The sequence below is a fragment of the Hansschlegelia quercus genome, from assembly GCF_004310425.1.
Classification (GTDB): domain Bacteria; phylum Pseudomonadota; class Alphaproteobacteria; order Rhizobiales; family Methylopilaceae; genus Methylopila; species Methylopila quercus.
Genome location: NZ_SIUB01000001.1, coordinates 386,258 through 404,719, shown reverse-complemented (window position 1 = coordinate 404,719; position 18,462 = coordinate 386,258). Strand labels below are relative to the sequence as shown.

Annotated in this window: 16 protein-coding genes; 13 read left to right on the top strand and 3 right to left on the bottom strand. The window is 67.6% G+C overall.

Translation table 11 applies throughout. From position 1 onward, the window contains the following. Position 1: 1 nt before the first annotated feature. Complete coding sequence (locus tag EYR15_RS17260; protein WP_280986910.1) at positions 2-493, bottom strand: methyl-accepting chemotaxis protein; 492 nt, start codon at positions 491-493, stop codon at positions 2-4. 26 nt (positions 494-519) lie between these two features. Here EYR15_RS17260 and miaA point away from each other — a divergent pair, with 26 nt between their 5' ends. Continuing rightward, the gene (miaA, locus tag EYR15_RS01905) at positions 520-1,476 is read left to right on the top strand and encodes a tRNA (adenosine(37)-N6)-dimethylallyltransferase MiaA (protein WP_131001183.1); all 957 of its coding nucleotides are present in this window, start codon (positions 520-522) and stop codon (positions 1,474-1,476) included. Positions 1,477-1,571: 95 nt separating this feature from the next. On the opposite strand, the gene EYR15_RS01900 is transcribed toward miaA, so the two are convergent. Together EYR15_RS01900 and EYR15_RS01895 are read right to left on the bottom strand one after the other, a co-directional pair. Then, positions 1,572-2,861 (bottom strand): aspartate aminotransferase type Ic, encoded by a 1,290-nt coding sequence (locus EYR15_RS01900; RefSeq protein WP_131001182.1) that lies wholly within the window; start codon positions 2,859-2,861, stop codon positions 1,572-1,574. A gap of 81 nt (positions 2,862-2,942) precedes the next feature. Continuing rightward, complete coding sequence (locus EYR15_RS01895; RefSeq protein ID WP_131001181.1) at positions 2,943-3,935, bottom strand: protein-methionine-sulfoxide reductase heme-binding subunit MsrQ; 993 nt, start codon at positions 3,933-3,935, stop codon at positions 2,943-2,945. 151 nt (positions 3,936-4,086) lie between these two features. Between EYR15_RS01895 and EYR15_RS01890 the strand changes: the two genes are divergently transcribed. The 12 genes from EYR15_RS01890 to EYR15_RS01835 all read left to right on the top strand — a co-directional run bounded on the left by EYR15_RS01890 (position 4,087) and on the right by EYR15_RS01835 (position 18,445). Further along, positions 4,087-5,580, top strand: coding sequence for a GGDEF domain-containing protein (locus tag EYR15_RS01890; protein WP_131001180.1), 1,494 nt, complete (start codon positions 4,087-4,089; stop codon positions 5,578-5,580). A gap of 279 nt (positions 5,581-5,859) precedes the next feature. Next, positions 5,860-7,635 (top strand): acetolactate synthase 3 large subunit, encoded by a 1,776-nt coding sequence (locus EYR15_RS01885; protein WP_205741559.1) that lies wholly within the window; start codon positions 5,860-5,862, stop codon positions 7,633-7,635. A 134-nt stretch (positions 7,636-7,769) separates the two neighbouring features. Then, the gene (gene ilvN / locus EYR15_RS01880; protein ID WP_131001179.1) at positions 7,770-8,321 is read left to right on the top strand and encodes an acetolactate synthase small subunit; all 552 of its coding nucleotides are present in this window, start codon (positions 7,770-7,772) and stop codon (positions 8,319-8,321) included. Positions 8,322-8,477: 156 nt separating this feature from the next. After that, positions 8,478-10,094 (top strand): putative bifunctional diguanylate cyclase/phosphodiesterase, encoded by a 1,617-nt coding sequence (locus EYR15_RS01875; protein WP_131001178.1) that lies wholly within the window; start codon positions 8,478-8,480, stop codon positions 10,092-10,094. Between the two features lie 36 nt (positions 10,095-10,130). Continuing rightward, on the top strand, positions 10,131-10,595 hold the full coding sequence (locus tag EYR15_RS01870; RefSeq protein ID WP_131001177.1) for a BLUF domain-containing protein: 465 nt from the start codon (positions 10,131-10,133) through the stop codon (positions 10,593-10,595). A gap of 168 nt (positions 10,596-10,763) precedes the next feature. Next, complete coding sequence (locus tag EYR15_RS01865) at positions 10,764-11,372, top strand: TetR/AcrR family transcriptional regulator (RefSeq protein ID WP_131001584.1); 609 nt, start codon at positions 10,764-10,766, stop codon at positions 11,370-11,372. A 31-nt stretch (positions 11,373-11,403) separates the two neighbouring features. Beyond that, positions 11,404-12,423, top strand: a complete 1,020-nt coding sequence (gene ilvC, locus EYR15_RS01860) for a ketol-acid reductoisomerase (RefSeq protein ID WP_131001176.1) — start codon at positions 11,404-11,406, stop codon at positions 12,421-12,423. Positions 12,424-12,591: 168 nt separating this feature from the next. Continuing rightward, a complete protein-coding gene (locus EYR15_RS01855; RefSeq protein ID WP_131001175.1) occupies positions 12,592-13,110 on the top strand; it encodes a DedA family protein in 519 nt (172 codons plus the stop codon). A gap of 101 nt (positions 13,111-13,211) precedes the next feature. Next, a complete protein-coding gene (gene pdxY / locus EYR15_RS01850) occupies positions 13,212-14,060 on the top strand; it encodes a pyridoxal kinase PdxY (RefSeq protein ID WP_131001174.1) in 849 nt (282 codons plus the stop codon). A gap of 275 nt (positions 14,061-14,335) precedes the next feature. Further along, entirely contained in the window at positions 14,336-15,886 is a 1,551-nt protein-coding gene (locus EYR15_RS01845; protein ID WP_131001173.1) for a 2-isopropylmalate synthase, read from the top strand. A gap of 96 nt (positions 15,887-15,982) precedes the next feature. Next, a complete protein-coding gene (locus tag EYR15_RS01840; RefSeq protein ID WP_131001172.1) occupies positions 15,983-17,215 on the top strand; it encodes a YbfB/YjiJ family MFS transporter in 1,233 nt (410 codons plus the stop codon). A gap of 252 nt (positions 17,216-17,467) precedes the next feature. Continuing rightward, a complete protein-coding gene (locus EYR15_RS01835) occupies positions 17,468-18,445 on the top strand; it encodes a tripartite tricarboxylate transporter substrate binding protein BugD (RefSeq protein ID WP_131001171.1) in 978 nt (325 codons plus the stop codon). Positions 18,446-18,462: the final 17 nt, after the last annotated feature.

The following is an 18,462-nucleotide window of genomic DNA, read 5'->3' as shown; positions in this document are numbered from 1 at the left end:
GTCAGAGCCGGATCGCGTCGTTCAGGCGGGCCAGTTCGTTCTCGATCGCGCGGGTGACCGTTTCGCCCGCGTTGGCGAGGCCCATCATCTCCTGCGCGACGACGCTGAAGCCCGCGCCGTGCTCGTTCGCGCGCGCCGCCTCGATGCGCGCGTTGAGCGACAGCAGCCGAAGCGTCTTCAGCGTCTTGAGGATTTGGTCGATCGAGCCGTTCATCGCCTTGACCGAGGCTCGACCGCTGTCGAGCTTGGTCGCGAGCGACGTCAGCCGGCCGGCGTCGAGGATGATGCCGTCGAGATAAAGCGTCTCGCCCGTCGCCGGGTCGCGCTCACAGCCGCCGCCGGTCTCGTGGACGTAGCGCCAGCGCCCGTCGGACGTCTTTATGCGATAGGCACCGCCACGAGATTTGACGGTGCGTGCGACGCTGGCGACATGGGAAGGGCTCTGCGGGAGATGACGGGAATGGGCGTAGACGGTCGCGGCGGCGCTCGCCAAGACTCAGGCCTTCATAGTGGTCCCGCATGACGGAAGCCCCCGTCGGATCCGTGCTGATCGGAGGCCCCACCGCGTCGGGCAAATCCGCGCTCGCCGTCGCGCTTGCGCGAGCGCTTGGCGGGGCGGTGGTGAACGCCGACGCCTCCCAGGTCTACGCGGATCTCGCCGTGCTAAGCGCCCGTCCGTCAGTGGAGGACGAGACGGTCGCGCCACATCGCCTGTACGGTCATGTCGATGGGGCGGAGGTCTATGGCGTGGGGCGGTGGCTCGCTGACGCCACTATGGTTATCAAGGACTTAAGCGGGACTGCTGAGCCGGGTCCGCAGGAGCGTAAGGCTGGCCGATCGACGCCGATCTTCGTAGGCGGCACCGGCCTCTATTTCGAGGCGCTGACGACCGGCCTCGCAACCGTGCCGGAGGTCCCGGCGGATGTTCGGGCGCGCTGGCGTTCGGCCCCGCCTGCCGAGCTCCACGGCGCGCTGGCGCGGCTCGACCCCGTCATGGCTGCGCGCCTCAGGCCGTCCGACCCGCAGCGCCTCACGCGCGCGCTGGAGGTGATCGACGGGACCGGCCGCTCGCTCGCTGAATGGCAGCGCGAGACGACCCCGGGTCCGATCCCGCTGGCGCGGGCGCTGAGGATCGTGCTCTCTCCCGATCGCGCCGTCCTCGACGGACGCATCGCGACGCGGCTGGAACGGATGATGGAGCAGGGCGGCGTCGACGAGGCGGCGCGTCTGGCGGCCCGCGGACTTTCGCCGTCGCTTCCCGTCATGAAGGCGATCGGCGTCGCGCACTTCGCCGCGTTTGCGCAAGGCGGAATTAGTCGCGCCGAAGCGCTGGAGCGCGCGAGGCTGGACACGAGGCGCTACGCCAAGCGCCAGTCGACATGGTTCCGCAATCGCATGGCGGACTGGATCCATGTCGCCTCGGAGGCGGCGCTGGATGTTGCGATGCAGGAGATCGAGCGGCGAGGGGTGGGGTGATCCGGGGCAGGAAACGTCGCCCTCGCGTCCTGACCATGAGCCGCGACGCGAGGGCGGAGATTCTTCCACGCTTTGTTGGCGTGCGGCCGCTGTGCTTAAGCCGCCTTCGACTTCCGCTTCGCCTGTTCGGACTCGATGGCGGCGAGCTGGATGCAGATGGCGATGCCTTCGGAGGCCGCCTTAACGTCCTTCAGCGAAGGATAAGACGGCGCGAGCCGCAGATTGCTGTCGTTCGGGTCCTTCCCGTAGGGCCAGGTCGCGCCGGCGGCGGTCAGCAGCAGGCCGGCTTCCTTGGCGAGCTGGACCACGCGCGACGCCGCGCCCTCGGTCACGTCGACGCTCACGAAGTAGCCGCCAGCCGGCTTGATCCAGCGCGCGGCGCCCTGGTTGGCGAGGCGGTCCGACAGCGCCTTGGTCACCGCCTCGAACTTCGGGGCGAGCAGCGCACGGTGCTTGTCCATATGCGCAATCAGGCCCGCCTCGTCCTTGAGGAAGCGGACATGGCGAAGCTGGTTCAGCTTGTCCGGGCCGATGGTGCGCTTGGAGGCCCGCGCGATCCACCACTTCACGTTGGCTTCCGACGACGCGAAGAAGGCGAGGCCGGCGCCGGCGAGCGTCATCTTCGAGGTGGAGGCGAACACGAACGGGCGGTCGGGATTGCCGGCCTCGGCGCAGGCCTCGACGACGTTGAGGATCTCGCGCCGATCATCCGTCAGGTGATGGAGGACATAGGCGTTGTCCCAGAACAGCCGGAAGTCCGGCGCCGCGGTCTTCATGGAGGCCAGCCGGCGGACCGTCTCGTCGGAATAGCTCTCGGCCGACGGGTTGGAATATTTCGGCACGCACCACATGCCCTTCACTGCCGGGTCGCGCACGAGCTCTTCCACCTTCGCCATGTCCGGGCCGTCGCCGGTCATCGGCACGGGGATCATGCGGATGCCGTATTCCTCGCAGATCGCGAAGTGGCGGTCGTAGCCGGGGACCGGGCAGAGGAAGGCGATCTCGCCTTCCTTGCTCCAGGGCTTGGCCGAGCCCGGCACGCCCTTGAGAAGCGCCCAGACGATCGCGTCATGCATCATCGCGAGGCTGGCGTTGTCGCCGACGATGACCTGCGCAGGGGCTACGCCCAGCGTCGGCGCGAACATCGCGCGCACCTCCGCGAGACCCTGCACGCCGCCGTAATTGCGGGCGTCTTCGTTGGCTTCGGTGAGGTGATCGCGGTTGCCCGGCAGAGCGAGCATGCCTTCCGCGAGGTCGAGCTGCTCCGGCGCCGGTTTGCCGCGGGTCATGTCGAGCTTGAGGCCGCGCGCGCGGAACGCGTCGTAATCGGCGCGCACGCGCGCGCCCAGGGCTTCGAGGTCGGACTGCGAAAGATCGGCGATCACGGGAGGCGTGCTCCGTAGGGGTTTCGAACGGGGCGCGACCTTAGTCTCATGAGCCGCGCCGCGCCAGACCGCGGAACGGCTTCAGGCGGGCTGATCCGCAGCTTCCGGGCGCCGGCCCGGCCGTTCGGCCCGCGGCCGAGCAGGACCGCGCCGCCGAGCGCCGATGAAGCTGGTCGACACCGCCGCCAGGCCGAAGATCAGCACCAGCCAGCACGGCCGTAGGCCGATGCGGATCGAGAAGTTGGCGGCGAGCACCCGCAAGGGATCGACGCCGGTTGCAAGCCCGTACCAGAGCGCTTCCGAGAGCGCCGTCGCGAGGCCGGCCGCCGCTGCAAGGCCGAGCAACCAGGGCAGGCTGACGGCGCGCTCGCCCTTCGTCTGCAGCCAGCGCCAGCCCATCGCCCACAGGAACAGGCCCCACATCAGCGTCGGCTCGCTCACGTCGAGCTTCGACTGCATGGCGAAGTGCAGCACGGCGAGGCCGGCGATGGGGTAGGCGAGCTTGTGGAGCCGGCTCCAGCGCTTGGCTCCGAGGCGCTTTACCGCGCCGTCCGTCGAGGTCGCGCCCAGGGCGACAAGGCCCATCAGCCCGACGAAGCCCACCGCCAGATAGATGCGGAGCACGATCTCGCTCGCGACCTTCGCCAGATCGAACTGCTGGTCGAGGACATAGAGGAAGAGGTGGCCGAGCGCGTAGAACAAAGCCGCGAGGCCGACCCGCCGGCGGATCAACGTAAGCCGAGGCCCGTGCCACAGCCGCCGGAACGGCGTGACCGCGAGCGAGAGCAGAAGGAACCGTACCGCCCACTCGCCGGTGAAGTGGATCGCGGCGTAGATCGGCCGGGCGGCGTCCGCGCCGGCCTGGCCCAAGGCTGAGGCGCCGCCGGCGGGGCCGAACGGCGTAGCGCTCGGGGCTGCGAAGCCCGGCGGCAGGCCGAGCGCGTCGGGAGCCGGGCCGGAAAAATCCCCCATCGCCGCTCGGAAGGCGAGCCAAACGGCCGGCGCCAGTAACGCGGCGAGCGTCAGAGCGAGCAGGGGAGAAAACCGGCCGGAGCGGTCGTGAACAAGGCTCATGGGGCTTCCTTCGCAGGCGCGGCCTCGATCGTTACCGACGCCGAGACGCAAAGAAGCAAAACCTTAAAATTTGCGGAGCTTCGCGAACCTGATCTTCTCAGTTGCTGGAGTACCAGTGGACCACCGGCGCGTATCTTGGACCAAGCCCTGCATGATCAAGCCGTCTCGAGTATCGCGGCTTCTCGCCTTGTTCGGCGATCAGACGATCGCACTCTTCGTATGTTACGGCGGAGCGCTCGCGGTCAGCCTATGGGCGGGCGCCGGGACGGCGGGCGCGGCGAGCATCGCCCTCGGGCCGGCGATCGCCATCGGCATGCTCGCCCGTTCCGGGCGCTTCATGACTTCACGGGATGCGCTGGCGATCGCCGCCGCTCACGCCGGGATCTCGACCGCCTTCGGCATAGGACCGGCTCACTGGGCTGCGGCGCTCGCCGGCGATCTGATCGCGTCCGCCGTCGGCGCGGCGATCTTTTGCGCCTCCCGCCGGACGAAACTGGTCGGCTCCCAGCCTGCGCTTGCGGCGGTCGCCTGTGCGACGGGAATTGTCGCGGCTCTCGCCGGCTCGCTGACGCGCCTCGCCGCCGCGCCGGACTGGTCGGCGATCATCACTGCGCTGCCGGCGGCCTGGGGCTCCGCCGCCCTGTCGATCGCGCTCGGCGCGATGGTCGTGCTCACCTATGGCCGGCCTGCGGCCGAAACCGGGGGACTGGAGAACCCGGAGGCGACTCCGAAGACGATCGAATTTTTCATCTCGAGCGCGGCCACACTGGCGCTTGCGCTGGCGGCCGTGTTCGACAACCGGCCGATATCCATGCTGGCGGCCTCCCTCGCCTTGCTGTGGTTCGCGTTGCGCTACGACGTCTTCCAGGCTTCGGCCGCGGCCTTCGCCTTCTCGACTTTCCTTCTGGCCCTCGGTCACCAGGGTTCCTGGCGCGGTCTTGCGGGATGGCCGTTTTCGCCTGTCGGCGACTTCTCGCAGAACGTCGCCGTCGCGCTGCTCACGCTGCCCAGCGTCTTCGTGGCCGCCGTCATGAGCGATCAGCGGCGCCAGAAGATGATCTACGCCTACGAGGCGACCCATGACGGGCTGACCAGGCTCGCCAATCGGACGCGCTACCGGCAGGTGCTCGACCGGGCGCTGAAGTCCGCGACCGTCACCGGGCAGCGCTTCGTGCTGATGTTGATCGATCTCGACCACTTCAAGGCGGTCAACGACAATTATGGACACGCCGCCGGCGACCAACTGTTGGTCGAGGTTTCGGAGCGGCTCCGCCGGTCGGTGCGGGCGAGCGATCTCGTCGCGCGGCTCGGCGGCGACGAATTCGCCGTCGTCGCGGCGATCTCCTCCGTCAACGACGCGATGACGATGGCCAAGCGCCTGGTGGAAGCGGTGAACCAGCCCTGCGAGCTGAGCGGCGTCGTTTTCGAGCCGAGCATCACGCTCGGCGGAGCGCTCGCGCCGGACTCCGGCTTCGACCGCGAAACGCTGTTGCGCTTCGCCGACGAAGCGCTCTACGAGGCGAAGCGGGCAGGCCGCAACACCTGGCGGTTCTCCGCCGGCGACCGCCTCGCCGCGCAGGACGTCATCTGGGTGGATGGCCCGCCGTCGGTCGAATTCGAAGGCGAGACCGTCTTGATCGATTAAAGAAGGGCGGAGAGGCCATGCTTCCGCTCGAGCGCGGCTTGACCTCCGCCGACGCCGCGCGTAGCTTCCGCGCGAATTCACAACCGGAGAGCCGACGCCGTGTCGCGCAATCTTATTCTCGTAAGTCAGGCGTCATCGACGGTGCGGGCCGCCTAAAGCCCGCGCCCCTGTTCGGTGACGCTTGAAGCAAAGGGCTCCCCAGAGGGCCCTTTTTTGTTGCCCAGCGTCCCGATCGGCCGCAGGGCGGATCAGGTCGGATAAGGCGAAAGGAATGCGCCAATGACCCCGAATTCATCCGAGACGATGACCGGCGCCGAGATGGTCGTCCGCGCGCTCAAGGACCAGGGCGTCGCCCACATCTTCGGTTATCCCGGCGGCGCGGTGCTCCCGATCTACGACGCGCTGTTCCAGAACGAGGGGCCGGAACACGTGCTCGTCCGCCACGAGCAGGGCGCGACGCACATGGCGGAAGGCTATGCACGCTCGACGGGCAAGCCCGGCGTCGTCCTCGTCACCTCGGGCCCCGGCGCGACCAACGCTGTCACGGGCCTCACCGACGCGCTGATGGACTCGATCCCGATGGTCTGCATCACGGGCCAGGTGCCGACGCACCTCATCGGCTCGGACGCTTTCCAGGAGTGCGACACGGTCGGCATCACCCGTCCCTGCACTAAGCACAACTACCTTGTGAAAGACGTCAACGATCTCGCGCAGGTGCTGCACGAGGCCTTCTATGTCGCGACCAACGGCCGTCCCGGCCCGGTCGTCGTCGACATCCCGAAGGACGTGCAGTTCGCGACCGGCGCCTATGTCGGCCCGGAGAACGTCGTTCACAAAACCTATCACCCGAAGCTGAAGGGCGACGCGGACAAGATCCGCGCGGCGGTGGAGCTGCTGGCCGGCGCCAAGAAGCCGATCCTCTACACCGGCGGCGGCGTCATCAATTCCGGCGATCGCGCGACCGCGCTGCTGCGCGAACTCGCTGAGGTCACCGGCGCGCCGGTCACCTCCACGCTGATGGGTCTCGGCTGCTATCCGGCGTCGGGCCCGCAGTGGCTCGGCATGCTCGGCATGCACGGGACCTACGAGGCGAACCACGCGATGCATGACTGCGACGTCATGGTCTGCATCGGCGCGCGCTTCGACGATCGCATCACCGGCCGCCTCGACCTGTTCTCTCCGGGCTCCCGCAAGATCCACATCGACATCGACCCTGCGCAGATCAACAAGAACGTCAAGGTCGAGGTCGGCGTCATCGGCGATGTCGCGCACGTGCTCGAGGACATGCTCGCGGTCTGGCGCGCCTCGAACGCCAAGCTCGACGCCGAGGCGCTCAAGGACTGGTGGCAGGAGATCGACCGCTGGCGCGCGCGCAACTGCCTCGCCTACCGGCCGTCGGGCGAGACCATCAAGCCGCAGCAGGCGATCGAGCGGCTCTACGAGCTGACCAAGGGGCCGAACACCTACATCACCACCGAGGTCGGCCAGCATCAGATGTGGGCCGCGCAGTACTACAAGTTCGAGGAGCCGAACCGCTGGATGACCTCCGGTGGCCTCGGCACGATGGGCTACGGCATGCCGGCCGCGGTGGGCGTGCAGGTCGCCCATCCGGACGCGCTCGTCATCGACATCGCTGGCGAAGCCTCGATCCAGATGTGCATCCAGGAGCTCTCGACGGCGATCCAGTACAAGCTGCCGATCAAGATCTTCATCCTGAACAACGAATACATGGGCATGGTGCGCCAGTGGCAGCAACTGCTGCACGGATCGCGCTACTCGAACTCGTATTCGGAAGCGCTGCCGGACTTCGTGAAGCTCGCGGAAGCCTATGGCGCGACGGGGCTGCGCTGCGTCGAGCCGGGCGACCTCGACGCCACCATTCGGGCGATGATCGAGACGCCCGGGCCGGTCGTCGTCGATTGTCTCGTCGACAAGATGGAGAACGTCACGCCCATGATCCCGTCGGGCCGCGCGCACAACGACATGCTGCTCGGCGACGCCAGCGAGGATCGCATCGAGAACGCGATCTCCGACGAGGGCAAGATGCTGGTGTGATCTGCACGTCATCCCGGACGGCCGCGAGGCCGATCCGGGATCATCTTCAGGATCAAGCGCCCTTTCTGCACGCGATCCCGGCTCGGCGGCTTCGCCTCCGTCCGGGATGACGCCTCTCCCTTTCAGGACACGCCATGCGCCAGCCCACAGGCTCCGCCTATTTCATGGACGACGCCCACCCGCCGATCGCGAGCCACACGCTCGCGATCCTCGTCGACAACGAGCCGGGCGTGCTGGCGCGCGTCATCGGCCTGTTCTCGGGCCGCGGCTACAACATCGACAGCCTGACCGTGTCGGAGGTCAGCCACGAGGGCCAGCTCTCGCGCATCACCATCGTGACGTCGGGGCCCGCCGGCGTCGTCGAGCAGATCAAAACGCAGCTCGATCGGCTGGTGCCGGTTCACTCCGTCGTCGATCTTACGCTGACGGGGCGAGCGCTCGAGCGTGAGCTGATGCTCATCAAGGCGCGCGGCACGGGCGAACAGCGCGCCGAGGCGCTCCGGCTCGCGGAGGCGTTCCGCGCTCGCGTGATCGACGCGACTACGGAGAGCTTCATCTTCGAGATCACCGGCAAGCCGGACAAGCTCGACCAGTTCATCGTCCTGATGGCGCCGCTTGGCCTCGTCGAGGTCTCCCGCACCGGCGTCGCCGCCATTGCGCGTGGGCCCGAAGGCATGGCGGGTTAGGCTCCGAGTCTGTCCTTGTCTCCTGACGACGGGTCGAGGCGCTGAGCTGGTCCAGCATCGTATCGCTGCAACTCGCGCAATCCGTGTAATTCGAAGAACCATTTTTCAACGGGTGCTGGACTAACGTCGCGCGGTTCTCGCCGACGCCGGGTTCAGATGTCCCTCACCGCTTCGATCGATTATTCGCATGACGTCGAAGACGTCGCTCTCGCCGCGCTGCTCAAGCTGAGCCGCGGCGTCGCGGTCATCGGCCACGATGACAGGCTGCTGCTGAAGAACCCCGGTTTCGACGCGCTCTTCGGCGCCGGACTGACGGGCCCCGCCGTTCTCAGCATGATCGGCTTGCGCGCGCGTCCGGCGGAGGACTCCGGTCCGTTCCAGGTCCTGCTCGACGACGGCCGCACCGCCTCCGTCGAGGTCGCCCGCGTGCCGCAGGGGTGGCTGATCACGGCCGAAGACGTGTCCGCGGCGCTCGTCGAACGCGAGCGCGCGGCCGGCGAGGCGCGCGTGGACATCCTGACCGGGCTCGGCAACCGGCTGATGTTTCAGGAGGCCATGAACGCGGCGCTGGATGGCAAGGACACGCGTTTCGCGGTCCTGATGCTCGACCTCGACCGCTTCAAGGCGGTCAATGACGGGCTCGGCCATCCCGTCGGAGACGCGCTGCTGGTGAAGATCGCGCAGCGACTGCGCGGCGCGCTTTCTCCCGACGACGTAGCGGCGCGCCTTGGAGGCGACGAGTTCGGCGTCATCCAGGTGGGACAGTCGCAGCCTCAGGCGGCCGCCGCGCTCGCGGAGCGGCTCGTCGATCTGCTCGGACGCGCCTACATCGTCGACGGGCACCTCATCAATATCGGCGCAAGCGTGGGCGTCGCGCTCGCGCCCGAGGACGGCGGAAGCTATGCGGAAATCGTGCGCAGCGCCGATCTCGCGCTCTATCGCGCGAAGCAGGGCGGCCGCTCGACGTTCCGATTCTTCGAAAGCGCCATGGACGAGCAGATGCAGGCGCGCCGTCGCCTGGAGATCGATCTGCGGCGCGCGCTCGCGCTGCGCGAGTTCACGCTGTTCTATCAGCCGCAGTTCAACCTCGCCTCCAGGAAGGTCACAGGCTTCGAGGCGCTGCTGCGCTGGCGGAGCGAGAGCCGGGGGATGGTTCCGCCCGCCGAATTCATTCCGCTGGCGGAGGAGATCGGCCTCATCTCGCCGATCGGCGAATGGGTCATCCGCACCGCGTGCCGTGAGGCCGCCGGCTGGGCCGACAATCTCAGCGTCGCCGTCAACGTCTCGGCGGTGCAGTTCCGAAGCCGCACTCTGCTCTCCACGATCGTATCCGCGCTCGCCGAAAGCGGCCTTGCTCCGAACAGGCTTGAGCTGGAAATCACGGAAAGCGTGCTGCTCGAAGACCTTGGCGCGGCGACTTCGCTGCTGAACAGCGTCCGCGAGATGGGCGTGCGCGTGTCGATGGACGATTTTGGCACCGGCTATTCTTCGCTTTCCTATCTGCGCAGCTTTCCCTTCGACAAGATCAAGATCGACCAGTCCTTCGTGCGCGCGGGAGACCAGGATCCCGGCGCCGCGGCGATCGTGCGGGCCATCGCGGCGCTGGGCCAGAGCCTCGGCATGACGGTGACCGCAGAAGGCGTGGAGACCGATGACCAGTTCGCCAACGTGCTGGCGGTTGGCTGCACCGACGTCCAGGGCTACGCGATCAGCCGCCCGATGCCGGCGGACCAGATCGCAGCCTTTCTTACATCCTCGCCGCGAGACGCTTGAAGCGGCCGATCCCGAGCTCACGCCCAGGAGGCGACAATGACCGTAGATAACGCAGCCGAGGCCAAGCTCTACCGGCTGGTCTATTACAGCCGCAACCGCGTCGCTCAGGAAACGGAGGCGACGGCGGCGGAGATCGACGACATCTTGGCTGCCTCGCGGCGCAACAACGCGCGCGTCGGGGTCACCGGCGCGCTGATCTTCAATTCGGGCGTGTTCGCTCAGGTGCTCGAAGGCGCGCTGCCCGACATCGAGGCGACCTTCGAACGTATCCAGCGCGATCAACGCCATGGCGACGTCGAGGTGCTGCAGTTCGAGCCGACCGCGACGCGCGCCTTCCCAACATGGTCGATGGGCTTCATCGGCCGCTCGCAGAAAGGCAAGCATCTGTTCGGGCACGTGACGGAGGCTACCGGTTTCGAGGCGAAGAGGCTCGAAGGCGAGCGCATCTTCGATATCATGCGCGCCATCGCGATCGACGAGGAGCGGGCTCCCGCGGCCTGACCGGCGTCAGGTCACAAGGAAACCGGCACAGTTGGACTCCGTCTGGACCGGCGCAATCGGACGGCGTGCGCTCTTGCGTCCCTCCGTCAGATGAGGCATATGGCCGAACCGTAACGTACGGTACGGAGGTCGGAGCGGGTGCAGGATTCGGCGGCGGCGGGCGAACAGATGACGGAGCGGCGCAAGGCCGTCCTCGACGCCGTGCTCGCGCTCCTTGTCGAGAAGGGCGCCGCCGCTCTGACAATGACCGCCGTGGCGCGGCGCGCGAGCTGCTCAAAGGAGACGCTCTACAAGTGGTTCCAGGACCGCGACGGGCTGCTCACCGCCACCGTGCGCTGGCAGGCCTCGCAGGTGAGGGCCGGCGCCTATGACCGCCATCATCTCGACGTCGGAGCGCTGCGCGAAAGTCTCGAGGCGTTCGCGGGCGGCTGGCTCCGGGTGATCGCCTCCAGGACGTCGATCGCGCTCAACCGCATCGCGATCGCCCAGGCCGAGACGCTCGGGGGCATCGTGCTCGCCAATGGCCGGTTCGCCATTGGCGAGCGCATGAAGCCGCTCCTGGCCGACGCCCGTGAGGCTGGTCTGCTCGCCTTCGAGGACGCCGAGCAGGCGTTCCGCACCTTCTTCGGGCTCGTCGGCCGCGACGTGCAGATCAGGCTGCTGCTCGGCGAGCCTCTGGTCCTAGACGAGGCCGCCATAGCTGGCGACGCGCGGCGGGCGACGGATCAGTTTCTCGCCCTGTACGGGGCGGCGAAAATGCCGGCCGGCGCCGGCTGACACATTACATTTACCAGGGAAGGACATCCCAATGCGCGTCTATTACGATCGCGACGCCGATCTCAATCTCATCAAGGGCAAGCAGGTCGCCATCATCGGCTATGGCAGCCAGGGCCATGCCCACGCGCTCAATCTGCGCGACAGCGGCGTTCCGAACATCATCGTCGGCCTCCGTCCCGGCTCGGCATCCGCCAAGAAGGCCGAGGCCGAAGGCTTCAAGGTCATGCCCCCGGCCGAGGCCGCGAAGATCTCGGACGTGGTGATGCTCCTCACCCCGGACGAGCTGCAGGCAGACATCTACAAGGAGAGCCTCGAGCCGAATCTCAAGGAAGGCGCCGCGTTGCTCTTCGCGCACGGCCTCGCCGTCCACTTCAACCTGATCGAGCCGCGCAAGGACCTCGACGTGCTGCTCGTCGCCCCGAAGGGCCCGGGCCACACTGTCCGCGGCGAATACCTCAAGGGCGGCGGCGTGCCGTCCCTCATCGCCATCGCCCAGGACGCCTCGGGCAACGCCCATGACATCGGCCTGTCTTACGCCTCCGCCAATGGCGGCGGCCGCGCCGGCATCATCGAGACGACCTTCAAGGAAGAGTGCGAGACCGACCTATTCGGCGAGCAGGTCGTCCTCTGCGGCGGCCTTGTCGAGCTCATCCGTGCGGGCTTCGAGACCCTGGTCGAGGCCGGCTACGCGCCCGAGATGGCCTATTTCGAGTGCCTGCACGAGACCAAGCTGATCGTCGACCTCATCTATGAGGGCGGCATCGCCAACATGAACTACTCGATCTCCAACACCGCCGAGTATGGCGAGTATGTCTCGGGCCCGCGCATCATCACGCCCGAGACGAAGGCCGAGATGAAGCGCGTGCTAAACGACATCCAATCCGGCGTGTTCGTGCGCAACTGGATGCTCGAGAACAAGGTCAACCAGACCTCGTTTAAGGCGACCCGCGCCAAGAACGACGCCCACCAGATCGAAGAGGTCGGCGCCAAGCTCCGCGGCATGATGCCGTGGATCCAGGCCAAGGCGATGGTCGACAAGACCAAGAACTGAGGCGACGACCCTCAGGACTCACGGAAGGGGCGGCTCCGGCCGCCCCTTTGCGTTTCACGCGCAATCTGTTGATCGCATTCGGTCTGCGCGCCGTTGAAAGGGCGCGCCGAAGACGGGACAAGCGGTCGGCCGCTCAAGCTTCCGTCCTCGCGGCTCTCCGGGGCCTTCATGACCTTCGACAGCGTGATCCAGCCGATCCTCAACTTCGTGCGCGACCATCAGGCCTGGGCGCCGGTCATCGTCTTCGTCATGGCCTTTCTGGAATCGATCGTCGGGCTGTCGCTCGCCATCCCATCGACGCCTCTGTTCGTCGGCGTTGGCGCGTTGATCGGGGCGAGCAATATCGCGTTCTGGCCGATCTTCGCGGGTGTTGCGCTGGGCGGGTTCATCGGCGACTGGGTCTCATACTGGCTCGGCCTGCGCTTCAAGGACACGGTGATATCCTGGGAGGCGGTGAAGAAGCGACCGCAAGTCATCGATCGCGCGCATCGCTTCCTGGAACGATACGGGGTGCTGGCTGTCTTCATCGGACGCTTCATCAGTCCGATCCGCTCCTTCGTGCCGTTCGCGGCGGGCATGTTCCGCATGCCGTGGGTCCCCTTCCAGGCGGCGAACGCCGCGTCCGCGGGGGTCTGGGCCTACGTTCTGCTCGCGCCGGGGGCGGCGCTGCTCAGGAGCTACGTCTGAGCGGCCGCAAGGACGGCATTCCTGAAAGCCGCTCGACGGCTTAGGCGGCAGGGGACTAGAACGCTGGCGAGACCATCGGCGCTCTGACCCGCGGCGGCCCCATGAACATCCTCTCGATCCAGAGCCACGTCGCCTACGGCCATGTCGGCAACGCGTCCGCCGTTTTCCCGATGCAGCGCCTCGGCCATGAGGTCTGGGCCGTCAACACCGTCCAGTTCTCCAACCACACCGGCTATGGCGCGTGGCGCGGGCCGGTGTTCCCAGCGGACGCGATCTGCGACGTCGTGACAGGCGTCGAGGAACGGGGCGTCCTGGCATCCTGCGACGGCGTTCTTTCCGGTTACATGGGTGATGCTCAGACTGGAGAGGCGATCCTCGACGCCGTGGGGCGCGTGAAGGCGGCGAACCCGCAAGCGCTTTACTGCTGCGACCCCGTAATCGGCGACGTCGGCCGCGGAATCTTCGTGCGCCCGGGCATCCCGGAGTTCATGCGCGACCGCGCCGTTCCGGCGTCGGACATCGCGACGCCGAACCAGTTTGAGCTCGAGTGGATGACCGGCGTCGAGATCGAGGGTTTCGGCGCCGCTAAAGCGGCCGTCGCCGCCCTGCAGGCGCTCGGGCCCCGCGTCGTGATGGTGACGAGCCTCAGGACGCCGGAGACGCCGCAGGATTCGATCGACATGCTGGCTGCGGACGGGGAGGGCGCCTGGGTTCTTCGCACGCCGCTGCTGCCCGTCTCCGTCAACGGCGCAGGCGACGCGATCGCGGCGCTGTTCTTCGTGCATCTGCTGGAGAGCGGCTCAGCGGCGGAGGCGCTGTCGAAGGCCGCATCTTCGGTCTACGGCCTGCTGAAGCGGACGTCGGAGGCCGGCTCGCGAGAGATCCTGACGGTCGCCGCGCAGAACGAGTTCGTGACGCCCAACCGCGTGTTCTCCGCGGAGCGGGTCTGACGCCGCCGACACTGGCGTCAAACCGGACGAATGTGATATTGCCAGACGATGCGCGCGAGCGGCGATTTCTTCGCTGACCTGACCCGGACCCCTGCGGCCGGTTTCCGCGCGCGTTCTCTCCGCCTTCGGCTGCTTCTCCTTAGCCGCCCCTGAGGGCCGGCCGGGCTTGTCGCCTGGGCGCTCAGGGGTGTGAGGAGCAAACAAATTTCCGAAGACATCCGCTCGATGGCTGCGCGAACTGCGCCCGGCGGACACGACCGAAGGACCAGAACCCAATGACCGCTTCCAACGACCGCGTGGTCATCTTCGACACGACTTTGCGCGACGGCGAACAGTGCCCCGGCGCGACCATGACCTTCGACGAGAAGCTCGAAGTCGCTGGTCTGCTCGACAAGATGGGCGTCGACGTCATCGAGGCCGGCTTCCCGATCGCCTCGAACGGCGACTTCGAGGCGGTGGCCGAGATCGCGCGCCGCTCTGAAAACGCGATCATCGCCGGCCTCGCCCGCGCGATTCCCGCCGACATCGCTCGCTGCGGCGAGGCCGTGCGCAACGCGCGCCGGCCACGCATCCACACCTTCGTCTCCACGTCGCCAATCCATCTCGCGCATCAGATGCGCAAGACGGAAGAGCAGGTGCTGGAGATTATCGCCGCCACCGTGGCTCAGGCGCGGAACCTCGTCGACGACGTCGAGTGGTCGGCGATGGACGCGACGCGCACGGGGCACGAATACCTCGCCCGCGCGGTCGAGGCCGCGATCAAGGCGGGCGCGACCACGATCAACCTGCCGGACACGGTCGGCTACGCCACGCCCGACGAGTATCGCGCGATGTTCGTCGCCATGCGCGAGCGCGTGCCCGGCGCGGACAAGGTGATCTTCTCGACCCATTGCCATGACGACCTGGGCCTGGCGGTCGCGAACTCGCTGGCCGGCCTCGCCGGCGGCGCGCGGCAGATCGAGTGCACCATCAACGGAATCGGCGAGCGGGCAGGCAATGCGGCGCTCGAGGAGGTCGTGATGGCGCTGCGGACGCGCCGCGATGTGATGCCCTACGAGACCGGCGTCGAGGCGACGATGCTCACCCGCGTCTCGCGTTTGGTATCGGCCGCGACGTCGTTTCCGGTGCAGTACAACAAGGCGATCGTCGGCAAGAACGCCTTTGCGCATGAGAGCGGCATCCACCAGGACGGCATGCTGAAGCATTCCGAGACCTACGAGATCATGACGCCGGCCTCCGTCGGGGTGACCAAGACCTCGCTGGTGATGGGCAAGCATTCCGGCCGCGCCGCGTTCAAGGACAAGCTGAAGGCGCTCGGCTACGAGCTCGGCGATAACCAGTTGCAAGACGCGTTCGTCCGCTTCAAAGAGCTCGCGGACCGCAAGAAGCACGTCTACGACGAGGATATCGAGGCGCTGGTCGACAACCAGATCGCCATCGGCCAGGACCGCGTAAAGGTGCTGTCGCTGACGGTGATCGCCGGCACGATGGGCCCGCAGCAGGCCACGCTGACGCTCGACATCGAAGGCGTCCACACCACCGTGCAGTCTTCCGGGAATGGTCCGGTCGATGCGATCTTCAACGCGATCCGCCGCGTCGTGCCGCACGAGGCGAACCTGTCGCTCTACCAGGTGCACGCGGTCACCGAAGGCACCGACGCGCAGGCCGAGGTCTCGGTCCGGCTCGAGGAGGGGGACAAGTCGGTCAGCGCCAAGGTCGCGGACCCGGACACGCTCGTCGCCTCGGCCCGCGCCTATGTGGCGGCGCTGAACAAGCTCTCGGTGAAGCGCGGCCAGATCAACGCGCAGGCCGCGATCAGCGCCTGAGCCTGCGCCCGCGCGGGGCAGGCTTGCGGCGGCGCGGCTGGCGAAGCCTGCTGGCGGAGGGCATGTGAGGCGCTCCGTTCGCCGAAAGGCCGCGACATGCCTCCCGACGCTTCACCGTCCAACACCGAGTTCCGCCGCGCGTTCGTCGCCGTGGCGGCGCTCGCCATGGCCCCGGCGATCGGCCTCGGCATCGCGCGTTTCGGCTACGCCCTTGTGCTGCCGGACATGCGGGCGGGCTTCGGATGGAGCTTCAGCGAGGCGGGAACGCCGAACGCGCTGAACGCCGCCGGATATCTGTTCGGCGCGATCGTCGCCGGGCGGCTCGCCGCGCTCGTCGGCGGGGCGCGGCTCGTCCTGCTCAGCGCGATCGTCGCGGCGGTGTCGACTGCCGCGAGCGCTCTCGCGATCGGTCTGTGGTCGCTTTCCGCCCTCCGCTTCGTCGCGGGGGCCTCGGCCGCCTGCGGCGTGGTGGCCGGCGGCGCGGTGGCGATCGCGATTTCGGAGCGGCTGGGCCGAAGCGGCCCCATGGTGGTCTCGCTGTTCTACGCTGGTCCGCCGCTCGGCATCGCCGTCTCAGCTCTGGTGACGCCGTTCGCGCTGGAGGCCGGTTGGCGAGAAGCGTGGGCGTGGCTCGGCGTCGCCTCTTTCATCCTGCTGACTCCGCTGATGATCCCTTCGTTCCGAGCGGCCCGCGGCGAGAAGAGCCCGGTCGGCGCCTCTCGCGCGCCTCTCGCGCCGATGATGCCGGCGCTAATTGGCTACGGCCTCTTCGGCGCCGGCTACATCGCCTACATGACCTTCATGATCGCCTTCCTGCGCGACGGCGGCGCCGATCCCGTTCGGGAGAGCGCGTTCTGGTGCGTGATCGGCGTCGCCGGCGTCGCGGCGCCCTTTGTATGGGGGAGGGCGCTCGCGGCGCTCCACAATGGCTGGGGCATGGCGGTGACGATGACCGTGACGTGCCTTGGCGCGGCGGCGCCGCTGATTTCGCGCAGCTTCGCGGCCGAACTCGCTTCAGGCGTCGTGTTCGGCCTCGGCATGTTCACGGTCGTCGCTACGACGACGATCTTCGTCAGGCGGAGCCTGCCGCCGGAATCTTGGGCTTCCGGCGTGGGCGCCCTCACGGTGGCGTTCAGCCTCGGCCAGACAGTCGGTCCGGTCCTGACCGGCGTCGTGACGGACTTCACCGGAGGGCTCGACGCCGGTCTTGCGCTCGGCGCCGCGCTGCTGGCCCTCGGGGCGCTTGTCGCCGCCTTCCAGCGCGACTGCGCCCGGGCGACGACCATCGCCTTCAGCCGATATCCGTCCGCGCGGCGGAAAGCAGGCTAACCTCTTCTTCCGCTGTCGGTATTCGGCCGCGCGTCCATTCACGTTTACTTGATCTCGCCTTCCTATCAGGCGATCTGCTCAGCTTTCTTTGCCGCTTTTTCGCCACAACATCTGTTGCCTCAGCTCTCCTGATGAAACATAAGCGATAACCCCGACACGAGGCCGAAGGCCCTGCGGGGAGTGTGGGTCGGCGGAAAGTCATACCGCCCGGGCGCGGGTCAACCGCCTCGCCGGCCTTGTGCCTTGGGAGGAATGAGCATGCTGAAGTCGATGTTCGCCGCGGCGGTCGCGTCCGTGTTTGCGATGGGCGCGGCTTCAGCCGCGGATTATCCCACCCGCCCGATCACCATGGTGGTGCCCTTCTCCGCCGGCGGTCCCACCGACACGGTGACGCGCCTCATCGCGGAGGCGATGGGCAAGGACCTCGGCCAGCAGATCCTTGTCGAGAACGTCGGCGGCGCCGGCGGCACGCTCGGCGCGGGCCGCGTCGCGAAGTCCGATCCGGACGGCTACACGCTGCTGCTGCATCACATCGGCATGGCGACGAGCGCCACGCTCTATCGCAAGCTGCCCTACGACACGCTGAATTCGTTCGATTATGTCGGCCTCGTCACCGACGTGCCGATGACGATCGTCGGGCGCTCGGGCCTGGAGCCGACCGACCTCAAGGGCCTGATCGACTATGTGAAGGCCAACAAGGACAAGGTCACCTACGCCAACGCCGGCGTCGGCGCAGCGTCGCACCTTTGCGGCATGCTGTTCATGAGCCGGATCGAGACTGCGCTGACGACCGTTCCCTACAAGGGGGCGGGCCCCGCGATGACGGACCTGATCGGCGGCCAGGTTGATTTCATGTGCGACCAGACCACCAACACCACCAACCAGATCCGCTCCGGCAAGGTGAAGGCCTACGCTACGACGACGAAGGCGCGTCTTTCTTCACTGCCTGACGTGCCGACTGCGGCGGAAGCGGGCTTGCAGGACTTCGAACTCGGGATATGGCATGGCGTCTACGCGCCCAAGGGCACGCCGCCGGAGGCCCTCGCCAAGCTCACAGCCTCGTTGCAGAAAGCGTTGAAGGACCCGACCGTCATCAAGCGCTTCGCGGACCTTGGCACCGCGCCGTCGACGGACGCCGAGGCGACCTCGGAAGGCCTCAAGGCAAAGCTGACTTCGGAGATTGAGCGCTGGGCGCCCGTCATCAAGGCGGCCGGCGTCTACGCCGACTGATCGCAGACCGGCGGGGC

Bases quoted from the DNA above. Each gene is read 5' to 3' on its own strand.
- miaA (WP_131001183.1), top strand. From the start codon at position 520: ATGACGGAAGCCCCCGTCGGATCCGTGCTGATCGGAGGCCCCACCGCG.
- EYR15_RS01895 (WP_131001181.1), bottom strand. From the start codon at position 3,935: ATGAGCCTTGTTCACGACCGCTCCGGCCGGTTTTCTCCCCTGCTCGCT.
- EYR15_RS01890 (WP_131001180.1), top strand. From the start codon at position 4,087: ATGATCAAGCCGTCTCGAGTATCGCGGCTTCTCGCCTTGTTCGGCGAT.
- EYR15_RS01885 (WP_205741559.1), top strand. From the start codon at position 5,860: ATGACCCCGAATTCATCCGAGACGATGACCGGCGCCGAGATGGTCGTC.
- ilvN (WP_131001179.1), top strand. From the start codon at position 7,770: ATGCGCCAGCCCACAGGCTCCGCCTATTTCATGGACGACGCCCACCCG.
- EYR15_RS01875 (WP_131001178.1), top strand. From the start codon at position 8,478: ATGTCCCTCACCGCTTCGATCGATTATTCGCATGACGTCGAAGACGTC.
- EYR15_RS01870 (WP_131001177.1), top strand. From the start codon at position 10,131: ATGACCGTAGATAACGCAGCCGAGGCCAAGCTCTACCGGCTGGTCTAT.
- EYR15_RS01865 (WP_131001584.1), top strand. From the start codon at position 10,764: ATGACGGAGCGGCGCAAGGCCGTCCTCGACGCCGTGCTCGCGCTCCTT.
- ilvC (WP_131001176.1), top strand. From the start codon at position 11,404: ATGCGCGTCTATTACGATCGCGACGCCGATCTCAATCTCATCAAGGGC.
- EYR15_RS01855 (WP_131001175.1), top strand. From the start codon at position 12,592: ATGACCTTCGACAGCGTGATCCAGCCGATCCTCAACTTCGTGCGCGAC.
- pdxY (WP_131001174.1), top strand. From the start codon at position 13,212: ATGAACATCCTCTCGATCCAGAGCCACGTCGCCTACGGCCATGTCGGC.
- EYR15_RS01845 (WP_131001173.1), top strand. From the start codon at position 14,336: ATGACCGCTTCCAACGACCGCGTGGTCATCTTCGACACGACTTTGCGC.
- EYR15_RS01840 (WP_131001172.1), top strand. From the start codon at position 15,983: ATGCCTCCCGACGCTTCACCGTCCAACACCGAGTTCCGCCGCGCGTTC.
- EYR15_RS01835 (WP_131001171.1), top strand. From the start codon at position 17,468: ATGAGCATGCTGAAGTCGATGTTCGCCGCGGCGGTCGCGTCCGTGTTT.